Raw genomic sequence first — 19,016 nt, 5'->3', positions numbered from 1 at the left:
CGAGCCGCCCTTTTTTCCTCTGAGCCACGCGAAACCTAACCGTGCGAAACGGCGCGAAATCGGTCCCCAAATGTGCCGATTTGCCGCAGCCGGGCGGCCCGCTCAGACGCCCTTCGCCGCGTCCCGGCTCAACTGCCCTTCCTTCATGCCGGTGCGGTTCACGATGGTGAGCGCCGACGCGATCATCGAACTCAGATCGCTCATATTGCCCGGCACGATCAGCGTGTTGCCCTGCTTGGCCAGATTGCCGAACGCGTTCACATACTGCTCGGCCACCTTGAGGTTGACGGCGTCCATACCGCCCTGCGCCTGGATCGAATTGCCGATCTTCTGGATCGCCTGCGCATTCGCCTCGGCCACGGCCAGAATCGCCGCCGCCTGACCCTGCGCCTGGTTGATGGCCGCCTGCCGCTCGCCTTCCGACTTCTGGATCGCCGCCTCGCGCGCGCCTGCCGCGAGGTTGATCTGCTCCTGCTTGCGCCCTTCCGACGCCGCGATCAGCGCGCGCTTCTCGCGCTCGGCGGTGATCTGCGCCTGCATCGCGTGGAGGATTTCCTTCGGCGGCGTGAGATCCTTGATCTCGTAGCGCAGCACCTTCACGCCCCAGTTCGACGCCGCTTCGTCGAGCGACGACACCACGCTGTGGTTGATGAAATCGCGTTCCTCGAAAGTCTTGTCGAGCTCCAGCTTGCCGATCACCGAGCGCAGCGTGGTTTGCGAAAGCTGCGTGATCGCGAACACGAAATTGCTCGAACCATACGACGCCTTCATCGGATCGGTGACCTGGAAGTACAGCACGCCGTCGACCTGAAGCTGGGTGTTGTCGCGCGTGATACAGATCTGGCTCGGGACGTCGAGCGGAATTTCCTTGAGCACGTGCTTGTACGCCACACGGTCGATGAACGGCAGCACGATCGTGAGGCCCGGCGTGAGCGTTGCGTGATAGCGGCCCAGCCGCTCCAACACCCACGCGTGCTGCTGCGGCACGATCTTGACCGTCTTCGACACCATCACGATGACGATCACGAGCAAAATCAATCCGACGATAGGCACTTGCATACACTTTCCCCCTGAGCTTCGACTGGTTTGTTTCGATTGATCACGCGTGACGCGGCGCGCCCGCTGCGCGATGCGCGCCCACGATCAGACAGTTACCGCGCACGGCCTGGATTTCATAGAGGGGCGCGTTATCGGGCTCGCCGGGCGCGAGCTCCACGTCCCATTCGGCGCCGCGATACATCGAGCGCGCGCGGCCTTCATGCCACGCGGCGACGGTCAGCGTCGAGCCGATATCGAGATTCACGCCGGGATCGGTCGAGGCATCGACCATGCGGCGGCGACGTCCAAACCGCGAGCGGCGCAGCACGATCACCGCGATCAACGCCACAAGCGCCGCGCACATGAGCTGCAGATCGAGCGGCGCGCCCAGCTCATACGCCGCCACGCCCGCGAGAAAGCCAAGCGCGATCATCAGCAGATAGAAGGTGCCGGTCATCAGCTCGGCCACGATCAGCACGCCCGCGCCGATCCACCAGAACACACCATGCGGACCCACTTCGACCTCCCAAAGCAAAACACCCCGGATAGACCGGGGTGTTATAGCACGAAGCTGACACTTTTTTCCGCAGCGCGCGAAAGTGAAGCGTAAGGTACCTCGACCGCCTCAACCTTCGCGCACGGCGCGTCACACACGAAACGCATGTGACGCGGGCTGCCTTACTTGCCTTGCGACTTGGCCAGCGCCTGCCACGTTTCGACAACCGTGTCCGGGTTCAGCGAAATCGAAGCGATGCCTTCTTCAGCAAGCCACTCGGCGAAGTCCGGATGATCGGACGGGCCCTGCCCGCAGATGCCGACGTACTTGTCCAGGCGGCGGCAGGTTTCGATCGCACGCTTGAGCAGGAACTTGACGGCCGGGTCGCGTTCGTCGAAGTCGGCGGCCAGCAGTTCCATGCCCGAGTCGCGGTCGAGACCGAGCGTGAGCTGCGTCAGGTCGTTCGAACCGATCGAGAAGCCGTCGAAGTACTGCAGGAACTCTTCGGCAAGAATCGCGTTCGTCGGCACTTCGCACATCATGATCAGGCGCAGACCGTTTTCGCCGCGCTTCAGACCGTACTTCGCGAGCAGGCCAACCACGCGCTCCGCCTGCTTCAGCGTACGCACGAACGGCACCATGATCTCGACGTTCGCGAGGCCCATTTCTTCACGCACGCGCTTGAGCGCCAGGCACTCCATTTCGAACGCCTGCGCGAAGTCGTCGGCGATGTAGCGCGACGCGCCGCGGAAACCCAGCATCGGGTTTTCTTCGTCCGGCTCGTAGCGCGAACCGCCGATCAGCTTCTTGTACTCGTTCGACTTGAAGTCGGACATCCGCACGATGACGGGCTTCGGATAGAACGCCGCCGCGATCGTGGCGATGCCTTCCGTCAGCTTGTCGACGTAGAACGCGCGCGGCGACGCATGGCCGCGCGCCACGCTTTCCACGGCCTTCTTCAGGTCCGCGTCGACGTTCGGGTACTCGAGAATCGCCTTCGGGTGAACGCCGATGTTGTTGTTGATGATGAACTCGAGACGCGCGAGGCCAACACCTGCGTTCGGCAGTTGCGAGAAGTCGAACGCGAGTTGCGGGTTGCCGACGTTCATCATGATCTTGACCGGAATAGCCGGCAGCTCGCCACGCTGGACTTCGCTGACTTCGGTTTCCAGCAGACCGTCGTAAATGCGGCCTTCGTCGCCTTCCGCGCACGACACCGTCACGAGCGCACCGTCCTTGAGCAGGTCGGTTGCGTCGCCGCAACCCACGACTGCCGGCACGCCCAGCTCACGCGCGATGATCGCCGCGTGGCAGGTACGGCCGCCACGGTTCGTGACGATGGCCGCTGCGCGCTTCATCACCGGCTCCCAGTTCGGGTCGGTCATGTCGGCGACCAGCACGTCGCCCGGCTGCACGCGTTCCATTTCGGACGGATCGTGAATCACCTTCACGCGGCCCGCGCCGATCTTCTGACCGATTGCGCGGCCCGTTGCCAGCACCTGCGACTGACCCTTGAGCTTGAAGCGCTGCTCGGCCTTGCCGGCGGCCTGGCTCTTCACCGTCTCCGGACGCGCCTGGAGAATGAAGATCTTGCCGTCGAGACCGTCCTTGCCCCACTCGATGTCCATCGGACGCTGGTAGTGCTTCTCGATGATGACGGCGTACTTGGCCAGCTCGATCACGTCTTCGTCGGTGATCGAGAAACGGTTGCGCTGTTCGTGCGAGACGTCGACCGTCTTCACGCGGCCCGGCTCGCCCGGCTGCGTGAATTCCATCTTGATGAGCTTCGAGCCGATCGAGCGGCGGATGATCGGCGCCTTGCCTTGTGCGAGCGTGGTCTTGAAGACGTAGAACTCGTCCGGATTCACCGCGCCCTGCACCACGGTCTCACCGAGGCCGTAGCTTGACGTGATGAACACCGCTTCCTTGAAGCCCGATTCCGTGTCGAGCGTGAACATCACGCCAGCCGCGCCGCGGTCCGAACGGACCATGCGCTGCACGCCAGCCGACAGGGCGACTTCGGCGTGGGTAAAGCCCTTGTGGACGCGATACGAGATGGCGCGGTCGTTGTAGAGCGACGCGAACACGTGCTTGAGGCGGTCGAGCACGTCTTCGATGCCGACCACGTTCAGGTAGCTTTCCTGTTGACCGGCGAACGAAGCGTCGGGCAGGTCTTCCGCCGTTGCCGACGAGCGGACGGCGAACGAGAGTTCCGACGGCGAGCTCGCCTTCAGCGTTTCGAAGCCGGCGCGGATGTCCGCTTCCAGTTTCGGCTGCAGCGGCGCGTCGATGATCCATTGACGGATTTCCTTACCCGCTTCGGCCAGCGCCTTGACGTCGTCGACGTCGAGCGTTTCCAGACGGGCGGCGATCCGCTCGGTCAGGTTGTTGTGCTTCAGGAAGTCGCGGAATGCGAGCGCGGTCGTCGCGAAACCCGTGGGCACGCGCACGCCAGCCTCAGCCAACTGGCTGATCATTTCGCCGAGCGAGGCGTTCTTGCCGCCCACGATCTCGACGTCGGTCATCCGCAACTGCTCGAAAGGCACTACATAAGCCTGATCCTTGGCAACGGTGTTAGTCATACAAGCCCCTAAGTGTGAAAAAAATTCACGATTGCGCAAGTGGGCTCGAACGCGGACCGCCCATTGGAAGCGGATTCGCGTCTTGCGCAACCTGTTGGAGAAGCAATCGCGAGAGGTGCGAAAGCTCACACGCAGCGGAAGGAAAAGCAGGAAGATGCGCGCGATTGCAGGGAGTTATGCAAAATCGCTGCAAGTTGACGCCAGATTGAGCCACGATGGACTGCCGTTTGGCGTGGTTGCACTGCAATTGCTTATCCAACAGGTTGCCGCTATTCTACCGTGCCGACTACAGAAATTGTGTCAGTCGGCGAGAATCGCGCCGCGGCCCCGCCCGCAGGCGCAGTCCGGGCGCCCAAGCCCGTCCTGTGAGCCGCACAGCAGTTCACGTACCCAGCCTCATCCGATGCCGCCAACCGTATTCATCGTCTCCGACGGTACCGGGATCACCGCCGAGACTTTCGCGCATTCGATCCTGTCGCAGTTCGACCAGAAATTCCGCCTCGTGCGCGTTCCGTTCATCGATTCGACGGAAAAAGCCTACTCGACCGCCGAAAAAATCAACGAAGCCGCCGTTCAGGAAGGCCGCCGTCCGATCGTCTTCACGACGCTCGTGGACAGCAATTCGAACGAGATCGTCAAACGCGCGAACGCGCTCGTGCTCGACATGTTCCAGACTTTCGTGGAACCGCTCGAACAGGAGCTGGAGCTCAAGTCGAGCCACGCGATGGGTCGCGGCCACCAGAACGCCGACACCGACGAATACAAGAACCGCATCGAGGCGATCAACTTCTCGCTCGCGCACGACGACGGCCAGTCCGACCGCAATCTCGCCGACGCAGACGTGATCCTCGTGGGCGTGTCGCGCAGCGGCAAGACGCCGACGAGCCTCTATCTGGCGATGCAATACGGCGTGAAGGCCGCGAACTATCCGCTGATCCCCGACGACTTCGAGCGCGGCAAGATGCCGAATTCGCTGCTGCCGCATCGCGGCAAGATCTTCGGCCTGTCGATCGATCCGCAGCGCCTCACGGAAATCCGCAACGAACGCCGTCCGGGCAGCAAGTACGCGGCGCTGGAAAATTGCCGCTACGAAGTGAACGAGGCCGAGGCGATGATGCGCCGTGAAGGCATCAAGTGGCTCTCCTCCACACACAAGTCGATCGAGGAAATCGCCACCACGATCCTGCAGGAAATCCGCATCGACAAGCCCGCCTATTGAGCGATCGAGCGCGGCCGATCGCTGAAACGGATCGCTGCAAACGCAAAAAGGCCCGCACGCAGCGGGCCTTTTTCAATTTGCGGCGACGATCCGCAAGATTCAGCGCGCGCGGCGCTGCTGCCGGCATTGCTCGAACACGCACACGGCGGCGGCCGCCGCCACGTTGAGCGACTCCATGCCGCCTGGCTGCGGAATGGTCACGCGCAGCGCGGCCGCGTCGCGCCAGACCTGCGAGACGCCCGCGCCTTCGTTGCCGAACACCCAGGCGACCTGACCCGAGAGATCGGCCTCGTCGATGGCCTGCGCGCCGTGCGAATCGGTGATCACGACGGGCACGCCGAGCAGATCGACGAGCGTCTCGGGCTCGACGTTCTCGAACACCTGCAACAGGAAATGCGCGCCCATCGCCGAGCGCAGCACCTTCGACGACCACGCGTAGGCGGTCCCCGGCGTGCAGAACACCTTGTCGATACCCGCCGCCGCCGCGCTGCGCAGAATCGAACCGACGTTGCCGGCATCCTGCAAACCGTCGAGCACGAGGCAAGTCGATTCGACGCGCTGCGGCAGCGTCGCTTCGGGCATATCGACGAGCAGCAGCATGCCCGCGCCGTGCACTACGTTCGAAAGCTGGCCGAACAGCGCGTCGGGGAGCGTGATGATGCGGCGCTCGTCCACGCGCGCGACGATGTCCTGCGCCTCCGCGTGCGCGAGCGCGCCTTCGGTCACGACGCAATATTCGGGCTGCGAGCCGCCATCGAGCCAGGCGCTCGCCAGATGGAAGCCTTCGAGCAGCGCCTGATGCGCGCGGCGCTGCTGATGGGTCGAGCCGGCCAGCGCCTTGAGGCGCTTGTAGAGCGGATTGTCGCGCGAGGTAATGGCTTTCACGGGCAGGCCTGACGATCAGTAATGCGATGAATGAAAAGGAAAACGGCGCCGCACGAGGCGACGCCGATAGGGCTGCGCGGCGACACGCGTGCGTCTAGAGCGGCGCGAATGCGTCGCCTTCGGCCGCGGACGCCGCCGTAGCGACGCTTGCGGTCAGCACCGCGCCGTGCAGCGCAAACGCTTCGCGCACCGGCGCGAACGAGCGGCGATGATGTTCGCACGGACCATGTTCACGCAGCGCGGCCAGATGCTGCGCCGTGCCGTAGCCCGCGTGCGCATCGAAGCCGTAGAACGGGAAGGTTGCGTGCAACTGCGTCAGCATGCGGTCGCGCGTGACCTTGGCGATGATCGACGCCGCCGAAATCGCGGGCACGAGCGCGTCGCCGCCAATCACCGCTTCGCTGCGCACCGGCAGCACCGGGCAGCGATTGCCGTCGATCTTCGCCAGCGTCGGCGTGACGCTCAGGCCTTCGACAGCGCGGCGCATGGCCAGCATCGTCGCGTGCAGGATGTTGAGCGTGTCGATTTCCTCGACGCTCGCTTCGGCCACGCACCAGGCCAGCGAGTGCTCGACGATCAGATCGTAGAGCGCGTCGCGCGCCTTGGCCGTGAGCACCTTCGAGTCGTCGAGTCCGGCAATCGGGCGCGCCGGATCGAGAATCACCGCGGCCGCGACCACGGGACCGGCGAGCGGGCCGCGCCCGGCTTCGTCGACGCCGCAAATCACGTCGTCGGGCGACTCGAACAGCAAGCCGGCCTGTTCCGCGAGTTGCAGACGCGCAGCGCGCTTTTGCGCCGCCTGCGACGGCGCCTTCGCCCGCGTCGCGCCGCCCGCCGCACCCTTGGGCGCGGCCTTGGCGCGGGTCGTGCTTCCGGTCATGCCTTGCTCCTGCGGCCTTCGGTGATGCGCGCGACCACTTCCGCCGCGCGCTCCGCGGTGTTCTGGCGCAGCGCGATGTGCATCTGCGTGAACACTTCGGTCAGGGTGCGCCGGTTCGCCTCGTCGTGCAACTGCGTGAGCGTGGCTTCGGCCAGCGCCTCGGGCGTGGCGAAATGCTGAAGAATCTCGGGCACGACAAAACGTCCCGCGAGAATGTTCGGCAGACCGACATACGGCAGATAGCCCTGGCGGCGCATGATCTGACCCGTGAGCCAGGGCACCTTGTACGAGATGACCATCGGCTTCTTGAGCAGTGCGGCCTCCAGCGTGACCGTGCCGCTCTTCACGAGGATCGCGTCGGCGGCCGTCATGGCGACTTGCGACTGACCGTCGATGATCGTGAGCGCGAGACCCTGATGCGAATTCGCGAGTTCCTGCAATTGCGCGTGGATCGCGGGCGTCGCCGCCGGCATCACGAAACGCAGACCCGGCTCGCGCTGCTGCATGATCTGCATCGCGTCGAAGAAGGTCGGGCCGATCAGGTTGATCTCGGAGCGACGGCTGCCCGGCAGCACGGCGATCACCGGGCCATTTTCGGGCAGACCGAGCGCGCGACGCGCGCCCGGCACGTCCGGTTCGAGCGGAATCTCGTCGGCGAGCGGATGGCCCACGTAGGACGCAGCCACGCCGGCCTTTTCGAGAATCGCCGTTTCGAACGGGAACACGCAGAGCATGTGATCCACCGACTTCTGGATCTTCTTGATACGGCCGCCCCGCCACGCCCAGATCGACGGACAGACGAAGTGAATCGTCGGAATGCCGGCGTCGCGCAGCGGGTGTTCGAGGCCGAAGTTGAAATCCGGCGCGTCGACGCCGATGAAGGCGTCGGGCGGTTCCGCGAGCAGTTGATGCTTGAGCTCGTTGCGGATGCGCAGGATTTCGGGAATGTGCTTGAGCGCCTCGACGTAGCCACGCACGGTGAGCTTGTCCATCGGCCAGTGCGCGTCGAAACCGACGGCCTGCATGCGCGGGCCGCCGATTCCGTAGTACTGCGTGCTATCCGGCAGCTTGCTGACGAGCCCCTTGAGCAGCGACGACGCGAGCAGGTCGCCGGACGGTTCGCCGGCGACCATCGCGAGACGCAGCGGACGGTTTTGCAGCGCCATCGTTTAGCGGATGATGCCGCGCTGCGACAGCTCGACGAAATCGAGCAGCGCCTTCACGTGCGTGTCGCCGTCGCCGCCCGCCTGGGCGAGTTCGGCGAGTTGCACCTTCGCCTCTTCGAGCGACAGACCGTTCTTGTAGAGCGTGCGGTACGCCGAGCGCAGCGCCGAAATCGCGTCGGGCGAGAAACCGCGGCGGCGCAGACCTTCGACGTTGATGCCGTGCGGCACCGCCTTGTTACCGGCGGCGATCACGAACGGCGGCACGTCCTGCACGAGCGCCGAGGCGCCGCCGACCATCGAGTGCGCGCCGATGCGCACGAACTGGTGCACGCCGGTCATGCCGCCGACGATCGCGTGGTCGTCGACGATCACGTGACCCGCGAGCTGCGCGTTGCTCGACATGATGATGTTGTTGCCCAGACGGCAGTCGTGACCGACGTGCACGTAAGCCATGATCCAGCAGTCGTCGCCGATCGAGGTGATGCCGGTGTCCTGCACCGTCCCCGTATGCAGCGTCGTGAACTCGCGGATGGTGTTGCGGTTGCCGATCACGAGTTTCGTGGGTTCGCCCTTGTACTTCATGTCCTGCGGGCGGCCGCCGACCGACGCGTAATGGCCGATGCTGTTGTCTTCGCCGATCGTGGTGTGGCCTTCGATCACGCTGTGCGAGCCGATCTTGGTGCGCGCACCGATGGTGACGTTCGCGCCCACGATCGCATACGGGCCGATCTCGACCGTTTCATCGACCTGTGCGCCCGGCTCGACGATCGCAGTGGGATGGATCCTGCTCATTCGTCCTGGCTCTCCGAATTCTGTTAGCGTGCCCGCGCGCCACCCGGCGCGCGACGGCAATGCGCGGCGCGTCTTATTGCGCTGCGTCCATTTTCTTGACGGTACACATCAGTTCCGCTTCGCAGGCAACCGAGCCTTCGACTTCGGCGACTGCCTTGAACTTCCAGATGCCGCGCATGTAGCGCTCGAACGTCACGTTCAGGACGAGCTGGTCGCCCGGTTCCACCACGCGCTTGAAGCGCGCGCCGTCGATGCCGACGAAGTAGTACAGCGTGTTCTCGAAGTCCTGCTCCTCTTCCGAGAACGTGAGCAGCGCGGCGGTCTGGGCCAGCGCTTCGAGAATCATCACGCCGGGCATGACCGGACGCTGCGGGAAATGGCCCGTGAAAAAGGGCTCGTTGATCGTCACATTCTTCAACGCCTTGATGCTCTTGTGCGGCTCGAGCTCGATAACCCGGTCCACCATCAGGAACGGATAGCGGTGCGGCAGCAGCGTGAGGATCTTGTGGATGTCGAAGTTGAGTTTTTCGATGTTCATGGTGTTTCTGCTCACGCAGGAATTGCGCGTGTGACTATCGGATGCGATGCCTGAAGTGCCTGACGTACCTCGACGGCCCGCGCTGAGGCGCAGTATGCGCCACGCACGGCGCTTCGTGCATGCGGATTGCCCCGGGGCCGATGGCCCGAGGCCCGGAACGCAAAGCGGCACGCAAAAAACGGCGCCCGCGCGTGACGCCGGCTTTTGCGTGCCGGCCAGGCTGTGCGCCGCCCATCTCCGCCAACACAGTTAGCAAATGAAGAATGGCGGCGCGCTGCCCGGTGCCCCGAAACTGCTTTGATTCTTGCCCGAGCCTGCTCAGGCGTCGCCTTGCGGCTTCTGGGCGGCTTCGAGCGCGCGGATGCGGTCGCGCAGCTTGTCGATGTTGCGAAGCAGCGCGGCGCTCTTGTTCCAGTCGGCGTGATCGACCGCCGGGAAGGCGCTCGTGTAGATGCCGGCCTTGGGCAGCGACTTCGAGACGCCCGACTTCGCCGTGACGATCACGTAGTCGCCCAGCGTGACGTGCCCCGCGATGCCGACCGCGCCGCCGATCATGCAGTGCTTGCCGATGCTCGTGCTGCCGGCGATACCCGCGCAGCCCGCGATCACGGTGTAAGCGCCGACGCGGCAGTTGTGGCCGATCTGCACAAGGTTGTCGATCTTCACGCACTCTTCGATGATCGTGTCGGCCATGGCCCCACGGTCGATCGTCGTGTTCGCGCCGATTTCGACGTCCGGTCCGATCGTGACGCCGCCAACTTGCGGAATCTTGACCCAGCTACCCGTGCGCGCCTCGCCCTCGCCCGTGAAATCGGGCGCGAAGCCGAAGCCGTCCGAGCCGATCACGGCGCCCGCATGCACGATCGCGCGCGCGCCGAACTTGCAGCCGTGATAGACCGTAACGCCCGGATAGAAGTGCGAGCCCTCGCCCACCTGCGTGCCGCGGCCGATGAACACATTCGCGTCCAGGCGCACGTTCTCGCCGATCACGGCGCCCGCTTCCACCGTGACGTTCGGCCCGATCACCGCACTTGCGGCAATCTTCGCCGACGCGTCGACGTGCGCACTCGGGTGCACGCCCGGCTGCGTTTTCGGCGTAGCGAGGTCGATGAACGCCTGCGCGACACGCGCGAAATAAGCATACGGATTGGGTGTGACGATGAAGTTGCGGCCCTCGCGCGAAGCGAGCTTTTCCAGATCGCTCGGGCTGATCAGGACCGCGCCGGCGCGGGTGGCATCCACCTGCGACAGATACTTCGGATTGGCAAGGAACGCCAGCTGCTGCGGACCGGCCTGGTCGAGCGGCGCGAGCGAGCCGACGCGTTGCGCCGGATTCCCGACCACTTCGCCGCCGAACCGCCCGGCGATTTCCTCAAGCGTAAATGCCATACGCGTGCTGCTCCTGCCTTAGTTGCTGTTGCTGCCGGTGCTGTTGGCTGCGAGCGCCTTCAGCACCTGGTCGGTGATGTCGATGCGCGGACTGACGTACACCGCTTCCTGCACGATCAGGTCGTAATGCTGCTGTTCGGCGATCTGCTTGATGACCTTGTTCGCGCGGTCGAGCACCGCGGCGAGTTCTTCGTTGCGACGCTGATTCAGGTCTTCGCGGAACTCGCGCTGCTTGCGCTGGAAGTCGCTGTCGAGCTGCGACAGATCGCGCTGCTTTTGCGCGCGGTCGGTCGCGGACATCGACGGACCGTTCTTGTCGATCGAGTCCGACATGGTCTTCAGACGCTGCGCCATGTCCTGCAGGTCCTTGTCGCGCTTCGCGAACTCGGCTTCGAGCTTGGTCTGCGCGGCCTTCGCGGGGGCGGATTCGCGCAGGATGCGGTCGGAGTTGACCGCCGCGATCTTCGCTTCCTGCGCATGGGCCGCGCCCGTGCCGAGAGCGAGCATCGCCAGCGACAGCGTCATGGCCCCGATCGTCCGTCTGGAAAACAATCCCGTTAGCAAAGTTATCCTCTCGTTTCTGAAATTGCCTGTGGCGATGCGCGTCGTCAGAATGCCGTCCCGATCTGGAACTGGAACTTCTGATACTGGTCGCCTTCGTGTTTCGTGAGCGGGAAGCCGAGGCTCAGCTTGAGCGGCCCGATCGGCGAGATCCACGCAAGACCCACACCGTAGGCGTAGCGCAGGCCGTTCGAGCCGATGCTCGAACCCTCGTCGCCCCAGACGTTACCACCATCGACGAAGGTGAAGACGCGCAGCGTACGGTCGTAACCCGTACCCGGCAGCGGGAACGTGAGTTCGATGTTGCCGACCACCATCTTCGAGCCGCCGATCGGATCGTTCGTGGTCTTGTCGCGCGGACCGAGCGAGCTCGGTTCATAGCCACGCACCGAACCGATACCGCCAGCGTAGTAGTTCTTGAAGATCGGGTACGGCTTGCCGCCGAGACCGTTACCGTAACCGGCCTGGAAGTTCATGCCCAGCACGAAGCCGCGCGCGAACGAGTAATAGTACTGCGCCTGGACGTCGGCCTTGTAGTACTGCGTGGCGCCCGCGGGCGTGCCGTATTCGGCGTTCGCCTGCGTGAAGTAACCGCGGCTCGGCACGAGCGCGCTGTCACGCGCGTCGCGCGACCAGCCGATCGTGAGCGGCACGTTGTTCGACACGCGGCCGAACTGGTTCACGTAGTCGATGTAGCTCTGCGGCGTGTACGAGTCGACGTCGAGGCGGTCCTGCTCGAAGCCCACGCCGAAGAAGACCGTGTCGACTTCCGAGAACGGAATGCCGAACTTCAGGTCGCCACCGGCCGTGATGATGCGGAAGCTCGAATCGGTCGAGTAGTACAGCGGCTGATACGTGCGGTAGTAGACGTCGGTGATGCGCTTGATGCCGTCGACCGTGAAGTACGGGTCGACCTGCGTGACCGCGAGCGTACGGTAGGTCTTCGCGGTGTTCACGTTCACCGACAGCGAGGTGCCCGAACCGAACACGTTGTCCTGCGACACGCCCGCCGAGAGCACCACCTTGTCCGTGGACGAGAAGCCCGCGCCCAGCGTGATCGCGCCGGTCGGCTTTTCGGCCACCTTGACGTCGACGTCCACCTGGTCGGCCGTGCCTTCCACCGGCACCGTCGTCACGTCGACGTCGGTGAAGTAGCCCAGACGGTTGATACGGTCCTTCGAGAGCGCGAGGCGGCTCGAATCGAACCACGAGCTTTCGAGCTGGCGCATTTCGCGGCGCACGACTTCGTCGCGCGTGCGGGTGTTGCCCACCACGTTGATGCGGCGCACGTAGACGCGGCGGCTCGGGTCGACCTGCAGCGTGAGTTCGACCGTGTGATGCGCCTGGTCGATCTGCGGCAGCGCGTTGACGGTCGCGAAGGCGTAACCGTATTCGCCGAGCTTGTCGACGATCGCCTTGGTCGTTGCCTGCAGCTTCTCAGCCGAGAACGTATCGCCCGGTTTGATCTTGATTAGCTTGGTGAGCTCGGCTTCGCGGTTCAGCAGATTGCCCGCGAGATGAATGCCCGAAATCTTGTACGGCTCGCCCTCGTGCAGCCCGATCGTGAGGTACATGTCCTTCTTGTCGGGCGAGATCGAAACCTGGGTCGAGTCGATGTTGAACTCGAGGTAACCGTGGTTCAGGTAGTACGAGCGCACGTTCTCGAGGTCGCCCGTGAGCTTTTCCTTCGAGTACAGGTCGTTCTTCGTGTACCACGAGAACCAGTTCGGCGTGGACAGCTGCATTTCGCTCAGGAGCGTGCCGCTGCTGTATGCCTTGTTGCCGATAAAGTTGATCTGGCGGATCTTCGCGCTCGGACCTTCGACCACGGAGAACAGCAGACCGACGCGGTTGCGGTCGATCGGCGTGACGGTGGTGGTCACTTCGGCGGCGTAGAAGCCGCGCGTGAGGTACTGGCGCTTGAGTTCCTGCTCCGCCTTGTCGACGAGTGCCTTGTCGTAGTAGCGGCCTTGCGAGAGACCGACTGCGCGCAGCGCCTTCGTGAGGTTGTCCTTGTCGAATTCCTTGATGCCGGCGAAGTCGATCGTGCCGATCGCGGGACGCTCCTGCACCTGGACGACCACGACGCCGCCTTCGGTAGCGATGCGCACGTCGTTGAAAAAGCCCGTCGCATACAATGCGCGGATGGCTTCGGAAGCCTTGTCGTCGTTGAAGGTATCGCCCTGCTTGATGGGCAGGTACGCGAACACCGTGCCCGGCTCGACGCGTTGCAGTCCTTCGATGCGGATGTCCTGTACCACAAAAGGCGTCGTCGCTGCGTGGACAACGAGACCATGTGCGGCGATCGCCGCAGCCGCAACCGTTTTTGGAACCAAGCGATGAGGTCTAAACAACGTGCTTCCCCAGTATGTATAGCTGCATCAGGTCAGGCGGCCCGCCCTAGGACGCCGCCAGACACCTTTAGAAATGGATTAACCGAGCCAGATCGTTGAACAACGCGATCGCCGACAGCGCGACGATGCAGGCAAGTCCCGCTCGCTGCAGCACGAGCTGCCAGCGATCCGAGACGGCTTTGCCCGTTACGGCTTCAACCGCATAATATAACAGATGCCCCCCGTCCAATACGGGAATTGGGAGCAGGTTGAGTACGCCCAGGCTAATACTGACAAGGGCGAGGAACGACAGGAATGCGGAAGGACCGAGCCGCGCGCTCTTGCCGGCATAGTCAGCAATCGTCACCGGCCCCGAAAGATTCTTCAGCGAAGCCTCGCCCGTGAGCATGCGGCCGAACATCCGCAGCGAGTAAAACGCGATATCCCACGTGCGATAAGCACCCAGCCGCGCGCTCTCGATCGGACCGTAGCGCACCTCCACCGAAGGCGCTTGCGCCGACAGCGCCGCACCGATGCGACCCACCTCGCTGCCCGTTTCCTCGTCGCGCTGCGCGGCCGGCGTCACGCTCAGTGTGAGCGTTTGCGGCTTCGAGGGCGCGGCGTTCGACGGATTGCCGCGGGTGGCGCCGGCGTTGTCGTCGGCATTATTGTCCGCGTCGCTATCCGCGACCTCGGCCGGCACGGCGCCGCCGCGCTCGATCGACAACTGCACGGGCTTGCCCGCGTGCGCCTTCACATATGCGATGAAACTGCTTGCGCTATCAACGGGACGACCGTCGATAGCGCGCAGACGATCGCCCTTTTCCAGACCCGCCCGCTGCGCCGCGCTGCCCGGTTCGATGCCCGCGATACGCAGCGTGCCGCCGCCCGGTTCGAGGCCGAGCTTCGACATGAAGTCGTCGTCGAGATCCTGACTCGTGAGACGCGAGAGATCGAGCGGGAAATCGTAGGTGCTGGAGCCGTCACGCGCGGCGAGCACCACGCGGCCGTGCTCGAACGCCGTCGACATGAGTTTCCAGCGCAGATCCGCCCACGAACGCACGGGTTCGGTGTGGCTGCCGCTGGCGTTGCTCACGGAGAGAATGGTTTCGCCGCCCTGGAAACCGGCTTGCGCCGCGGCCGACTGCGCGGGCGGCGTCGCCACGATCGCCGCGGGCTCGGTCACGCCGCTCGCGTAGACCGCGCCGAACAGCACGATGGCAAGAATGAAGTTCGCGACCGGACCGGCCGCCACGATGGCGATACGCTTGCTGACCGGCTGACGGTTGAACGCGTGCGGCAGATCGGCCGCATCGATCGAGTCGGGCGACTCGCGCTCGTCGAGCATCTTCACGTAGCCGCCGAGCGGCAACGCCGAGATCGTCCACTCGGTGCCGGTCTTTTTGCTGACCCATTGCAGCAGCGGACGGCCGAAGCCGATCGAGAATCGCAGAACCTTGACGCCGCACAAGCGCGCGACGCTGTAGTGACCATACTCGTGTACGACGACGAGCACGCCGATCGCAACGACAAACGCCACCAGTTCGGTGAGCAGATTCATAGCGCCTCCTCTGCTGGAAGCAGCACGCTGGTGCTGGAGCGGCGCGCCGGGGATCGCCCGGCCTCGCCGCTGGGCCCGCTGCCGGACCTTACGCCGGCACCGGCAGGCTGTCGATGATGGTGTGTGCCGCGCGGCGCGCGGCGGCGTCGGCTTCGAGCACGACTTCGAGGCTCGTGGCGGGACGATTCTGCAGTGCGTTGAGCACGGCGTCGACCGTCTGCGCGATGGCCATGAAGCCGATGCGGCGGTTGAGGAAGGCCTCGACCGCGATTTCGTTGGCCGCATTGAGCGTGGCGCTCGCCACGCCGCCTTCGTTCAGCGCCTTCATGGCGAGCGCGAGGCACGGGAAGCGCGTGTAGTCGGGATGCTCGAAGTTGAGCGTCGCGACCTGCACGAGATCGAGTTGCGCGACGCCCGAATCCACGCGATCCGGATACGCCAGCGCGTGCGCGATCGGCGTGCGCATGTCGGGGTTGCCCAGTTGCGCGAGCACCGAACCGTCGGCGTACGAAACCATCGAGTGGATCACGCTCTGCGGATGGATCAGCACGTCGATGCGATCGCCCGGCAGATCGAACAGGTAATGCGCCTCGATTACCTCGAGACCCTTGTTCATCATCGTGGCCGAGTCGACCGAAATCTTGCGGCCCATCGACCAGTTCGGGTGCTTGCAGGCCTGCTCCGGCGTGACGTCGACGAGCGTCGACGGTTCGCGCGTGCGGAACGGGCCACCCGAGGCGGTCAGGATGATCCTGGTCACGCCGCCGTGCATGGCCGCTTCGCGCGGCAAGCACTGGAACACGGCGTTGTGCTCGCTGTCGACGGGCAGCAGGACCGCGCCGTTGTCGCGCACCGCGTTCATGAAGATGTCGCCCGACATCACGAGCGCTTCCTTGTTCGCGAGCAGGATGCGCTTGCCGGTCTGCGCCGCCGCGAGCGTGGGCTCGAGGCCCGCTGCGCCGACGATGGCCGCGACCACCGTATCGCAGCCGTCGCTCTTCGCGACATCGATGAGTGCCTGCGGGCCGTGCGTCACAATGGTCTTCGAACCGGCCGCGCGCAGCTTGCGCTCGACGTCCTGAGCCGTCGCGGCGTCGCCGACCACGGCCACTTCAGGCGCGAAACGCAGACATTGTTCGACGAGCTTGTCGCCGTTGCGGTGCGCCGTGAGCGCATAAACCGTGAAGCGGTCCGGATGACGCGCGACGACGTCGAGCGTGCTGTCTCCGATCGAGCCCGTCGAACCGAGCAAGGTGAGTCGTTTTTGCATTTCCATTTCTCTAGCCGAACGCCTTTAGCCAAGCAGCAGCATGGCAAGCGGCAGCACCGGCAACAGCGCATCGATGCGGTCGAGGACTCCGCCGTGACCCGGCAGGAGGCCGCTCGAATCCTTCACGCCGGCCTGGCGCTTGAGCATCGATTCGAACAGATCGCCGACCACGCTGAACGCGACCAGCACGGTAAGCACGAAGAACGCGCGGCCCAGACCAAGCTGGCCGGCCAGCGCCGAATAAAGCGTGGGTTCGAACGCGTGCAGCGCAAGCGCGGCAGCGGCGACGATCATCACGGCCGCCCAGCCGCCGACGGCCCCTTCCCAGGTCTTGCCGGGGCTGATGGCGGGCGCAAGCTTATGCTTGCCGAATGCCTTACCGGCAAAGTATGCGCCGATATCGGCCAGCCAGACCACCAGCAGCAGCGACAGCACGAAGGCCACGCCGGAGGTGCGTGCGAGCACCAGCGCATGCCAGCAGGCGCAGAAGATCACGAGCCCGGCGGCCAGCAGGAAGGCGCGCCAGGCGCCCGCGGCGAGCACCGGTTTGCGCACCAGCACATACGGCCCGGCGACGATCCAGAAGATACCGGCCGCCTGAAACAGCGGACGCGGCGAAGCGAGACGCTCGCTCGCCAGCACGGCGAGCGCGGCGATCAGCGCATAGACGATCGAACCGACCTTGCCCGCCTTGAGCAGGCGCGCCCATTCCCACGCGGCGAACGCCACCACGACATGGATCAGCACGCCAAAGGCGGCCACCGGCGCGAACAGCGTGACCGGCAAAAGCACGGCCAGCAGGACGATCGCCGTGATGACACGGGTCTTTAGCATGAAAGGGAATCGGCGTTCTGGGACTGGGTTTCGAGCTGCGCGCTGGTACGGCCAAAGCGGCGCTCACGTTCGGTGTAGGACGCGATCGCGCGGTTGAGCGCGTCGCGATCGAAGTCGGGCCAGAACGTATCGGTGAAATAGAATTCTGCGTAAGCCAATTGCCAGAGCAGGAAATTGCTCACGCGCTGCTCGCCGCCGGTACGGATGAACAGGTCGGGCTCGGGCGCGTAATTCATGGCGAGATACTGGCCGAGCGTGTCTTCGGTGACCGGCACCGGTTCGCCCGCCGCCACGGCGGCTTCGACCAGCTTGCGCGTGGCCTGAAGGATGTCCCAGCGGCCGCCGTAGTTGGCGGCGATGGTCAGCGTCAGACGCGTGTTGCGCGCCGTCTTGGTTTCGGCGCGGCGGATCAGATCCTGAATACGCTCGTTGAACATCGACAGGTCGCCGACCACGCGCAGGCGAATGCCGTTCGCGTGCAGGCGCCCTACCTCGCGCTCCAGCGCCGAGATGAACAGGCGCATGAGAAACGAGACTTCGTCGGTCGGGCGCCGCCAGTTCTCGGAACTGAAGGCGAACAGCGTCAGGTACTCGACGCCGCGCTCGACGCAACCCTCGACGACCGCACGCACGGCGTCCACGCCGCGCGTGTGGCCCGCGACGCGCGGCAAGCGGCGTTGCGTCGCCCAACGGCCATTGCCGTCCATGATGATCGCGATGTGGCGCGGCACGGCCGCCACTTCGGGCACGCGAACGGTTGAGCTGGTATAGGTCATGGCCGTCGGACTATAACTGCGATAAGGAAAGAGAAACCCTGGCGGGATGAGAGCCTGGCGGCCTCAAACCGTCATGATCTCGGCTTCCTTGGTCTGGACGAGCTTGTCGATTTCCGTGACGAAGCGGTCCGTCAGCTTCTGGACGTCGTCGCCGCCACGGCGCTCGTCGTCTTCCGAGATTTCCTTGTCCTTCACGAGCTTCTTCAGTTGCTCGTTGGCGTCGCGACGCAGGTTACGCACGGCAACCTTGGCCGTTTCGCCTTCGTTCTTGACGACCTTCGTGAGTTCCTTGCGGCGCTCTTCGGTCAGTGCGGGCATCGGCACGCGGATCAGATCGCCGTGCGTGGCCGGGTTCAGACCCAGATCCGACTCGCGGATGGCTTTTTCGATGACCGGAACCATCTTCTTTTCCCACGCCTGCACGCCGATCGTACGAGCGTCGACCAGCGTGAGGTTGGCCACTTGCGAGATGGGCACGGGCGAACCGTAGTAGTCGACCTGGATGTGATCGAGCAGGCCCGTGTGGGCGCGGCCCGTGCGGATCTTCGCGAGATCGCTCTTGAACGCGTCGATCGAGCGTTGCATCTTCTGCTCGACGCCCTTCTTGATGTCAGCCACAGCCATTTTGATACCTCCGAACCTTTGTTACGGTGTGGGCCCGCCCGCGCGCATGAAGGGCGGCGCGGCCCAGAATCG

General features: G+C 64.5%; 17 protein-coding genes. 1 reads left to right on the top strand and 16 read right to left on the bottom strand.

Features of this window, described 5'->3' with window-relative positions; translation table 11 throughout:
- Positions 1-102: 102 nt before the first annotated feature.
- The 3 genes from BMY06_RS18700 to ppsA form a co-directional block, all read right to left on the bottom strand.
- A complete protein-coding gene (locus BMY06_RS18700; RefSeq protein WP_074984518.1) occupies positions 103-1,059 on the bottom strand; it encodes an SPFH domain-containing protein in 957 nt (318 codons plus the stop codon).
- Positions 1,060-1,099: 40 nt separating this feature from the next.
- Positions 1,100-1,555, bottom strand: coding sequence for an NfeD family protein (locus tag BMY06_RS18695; RefSeq protein ID WP_074984517.1), 456 nt, complete (start codon positions 1,553-1,555; stop codon positions 1,100-1,102).
- Between the two features lie 161 nt (positions 1,556-1,716).
- Entirely contained in the window at positions 1,717-4,116 is a 2,400-nt protein-coding gene (ppsA, locus tag BMY06_RS18690; protein ID WP_065060156.1) for a phosphoenolpyruvate synthase, read from the bottom strand.
- 403 nt (positions 4,117-4,519) lie between these two features.
- Between ppsA and ppsR the strand changes: the two genes are divergently transcribed.
- Positions 4,520-5,335: a posphoenolpyruvate synthetase regulatory kinase/phosphorylase PpsR gene (gene ppsR / locus BMY06_RS18685; RefSeq protein WP_065060157.1), complete on the top strand. Its 816-nt coding sequence runs from the start codon at positions 4,520-4,522 to the stop codon at positions 5,333-5,335.
- 99 nt (positions 5,336-5,434) lie between these two features.
- Here ppsR and BMY06_RS18680 read toward each other — a convergent pair whose 3' ends face one another.
- The 13 genes from BMY06_RS18680 to frr all read right to left on the bottom strand — a co-directional run bounded on the left by BMY06_RS18680 (position 5,435) and on the right by frr (position 18,944).
- Positions 5,435-6,220, bottom strand: a complete 786-nt coding sequence (locus tag BMY06_RS18680) for a TrmH family RNA methyltransferase (protein ID WP_065060158.1) — start codon at positions 6,218-6,220, stop codon at positions 5,435-5,437.
- A 94-nt stretch (positions 6,221-6,314) separates the two neighbouring features.
- A complete protein-coding gene (gene rnhB, locus BMY06_RS18675; protein ID WP_080180069.1) occupies positions 6,315-7,100 on the bottom strand; it encodes a ribonuclease HII in 786 nt (261 codons plus the stop codon).
- Positions 7,097-8,266 carry a lipid-A-disaccharide synthase gene (gene lpxB, locus BMY06_RS18670; protein ID WP_074984515.1) on the bottom strand — a complete coding sequence of 390 codons (1,170 nt, stop codon included), beginning with the start codon at positions 8,264-8,266 and terminating at the stop codon, positions 7,097-7,099. The genes rnhB and lpxB overlap by 4 nt, the downstream gene beginning before the upstream one ends.
- A gap of 3 nt (positions 8,267-8,269) precedes the next feature.
- A complete protein-coding gene (gene lpxA / locus BMY06_RS18665; RefSeq protein ID WP_065060160.1) occupies positions 8,270-9,058 on the bottom strand; it encodes an acyl-ACP--UDP-N-acetylglucosamine O-acyltransferase in 789 nt (262 codons plus the stop codon).
- 73 nt (positions 9,059-9,131) lie between these two features.
- A complete protein-coding gene (fabZ, locus tag BMY06_RS18660; RefSeq protein WP_065060161.1) occupies positions 9,132-9,596 on the bottom strand; it encodes a 3-hydroxyacyl-ACP dehydratase FabZ in 465 nt (154 codons plus the stop codon).
- Between the two features lie 318 nt (positions 9,597-9,914).
- On the bottom strand, positions 9,915-10,985 hold the full coding sequence (lpxD, locus tag BMY06_RS18655; RefSeq protein ID WP_065060162.1) for a UDP-3-O-(3-hydroxymyristoyl)glucosamine N-acyltransferase: 1,071 nt from the start codon (positions 10,983-10,985) through the stop codon (positions 9,915-9,917).
- An 18-nt stretch (positions 10,986-11,003) separates the two neighbouring features.
- Positions 11,004-11,549 carry an OmpH/Skp family outer membrane protein gene (locus tag BMY06_RS18650; RefSeq protein WP_074984514.1) on the bottom strand — a complete coding sequence of 182 codons (546 nt, stop codon included), beginning with the start codon at positions 11,547-11,549 and terminating at the stop codon, positions 11,004-11,006.
- A 44-nt stretch (positions 11,550-11,593) separates the two neighbouring features.
- Positions 11,594-13,900, bottom strand: coding sequence for an outer membrane protein assembly factor BamA (bamA, locus tag BMY06_RS18645; protein WP_065060164.1), 2,307 nt, complete (start codon positions 13,898-13,900; stop codon positions 11,594-11,596).
- A 67-nt stretch (positions 13,901-13,967) separates the two neighbouring features.
- A complete protein-coding gene (gene rseP, locus BMY06_RS18640; RefSeq protein WP_074984512.1) occupies positions 13,968-15,440 on the bottom strand; it encodes an RIP metalloprotease RseP in 1,473 nt (490 codons plus the stop codon).
- A gap of 88 nt (positions 15,441-15,528) precedes the next feature.
- Positions 15,529-16,710, bottom strand: coding sequence for a 1-deoxy-D-xylulose-5-phosphate reductoisomerase (locus BMY06_RS18635; protein ID WP_074984589.1), 1,182 nt, complete (start codon positions 16,708-16,710; stop codon positions 15,529-15,531).
- 24 nt (positions 16,711-16,734) lie between these two features.
- Positions 16,735-17,544, bottom strand: coding sequence for a phosphatidate cytidylyltransferase (locus tag BMY06_RS18630; RefSeq protein ID WP_065060166.1), 810 nt, complete (start codon positions 17,542-17,544; stop codon positions 16,735-16,737).
- Positions 17,538-18,320 carry a polyprenyl diphosphate synthase gene (gene uppS, locus BMY06_RS18625; protein WP_074984510.1) on the bottom strand — a complete coding sequence of 261 codons (783 nt, stop codon included), beginning with the start codon at positions 18,318-18,320 and terminating at the stop codon, positions 17,538-17,540. The genes BMY06_RS18630 and uppS overlap by 7 nt, the downstream gene beginning before the upstream one ends.
- A 63-nt stretch (positions 18,321-18,383) precedes the next feature.
- Positions 18,384-18,944: a ribosome recycling factor gene (gene frr / locus BMY06_RS18620; RefSeq protein WP_074984508.1), complete on the bottom strand. Its 561-nt coding sequence runs from the start codon at positions 18,942-18,944 to the stop codon at positions 18,384-18,386.
- Positions 18,945-19,016: the final 72 nt, after the last annotated feature.

It is taken from the genome of Paraburkholderia tropica, from assembly GCF_900109265.1.
Lineage (GTDB): Bacteria > Pseudomonadota > Gammaproteobacteria > Burkholderiales > Burkholderiaceae > Paraburkholderia > Paraburkholderia tropica.
Note: the sequence above shows the minus strand (reverse complement) of the source record. Positions and strands in the feature narration are given on the sequence as shown.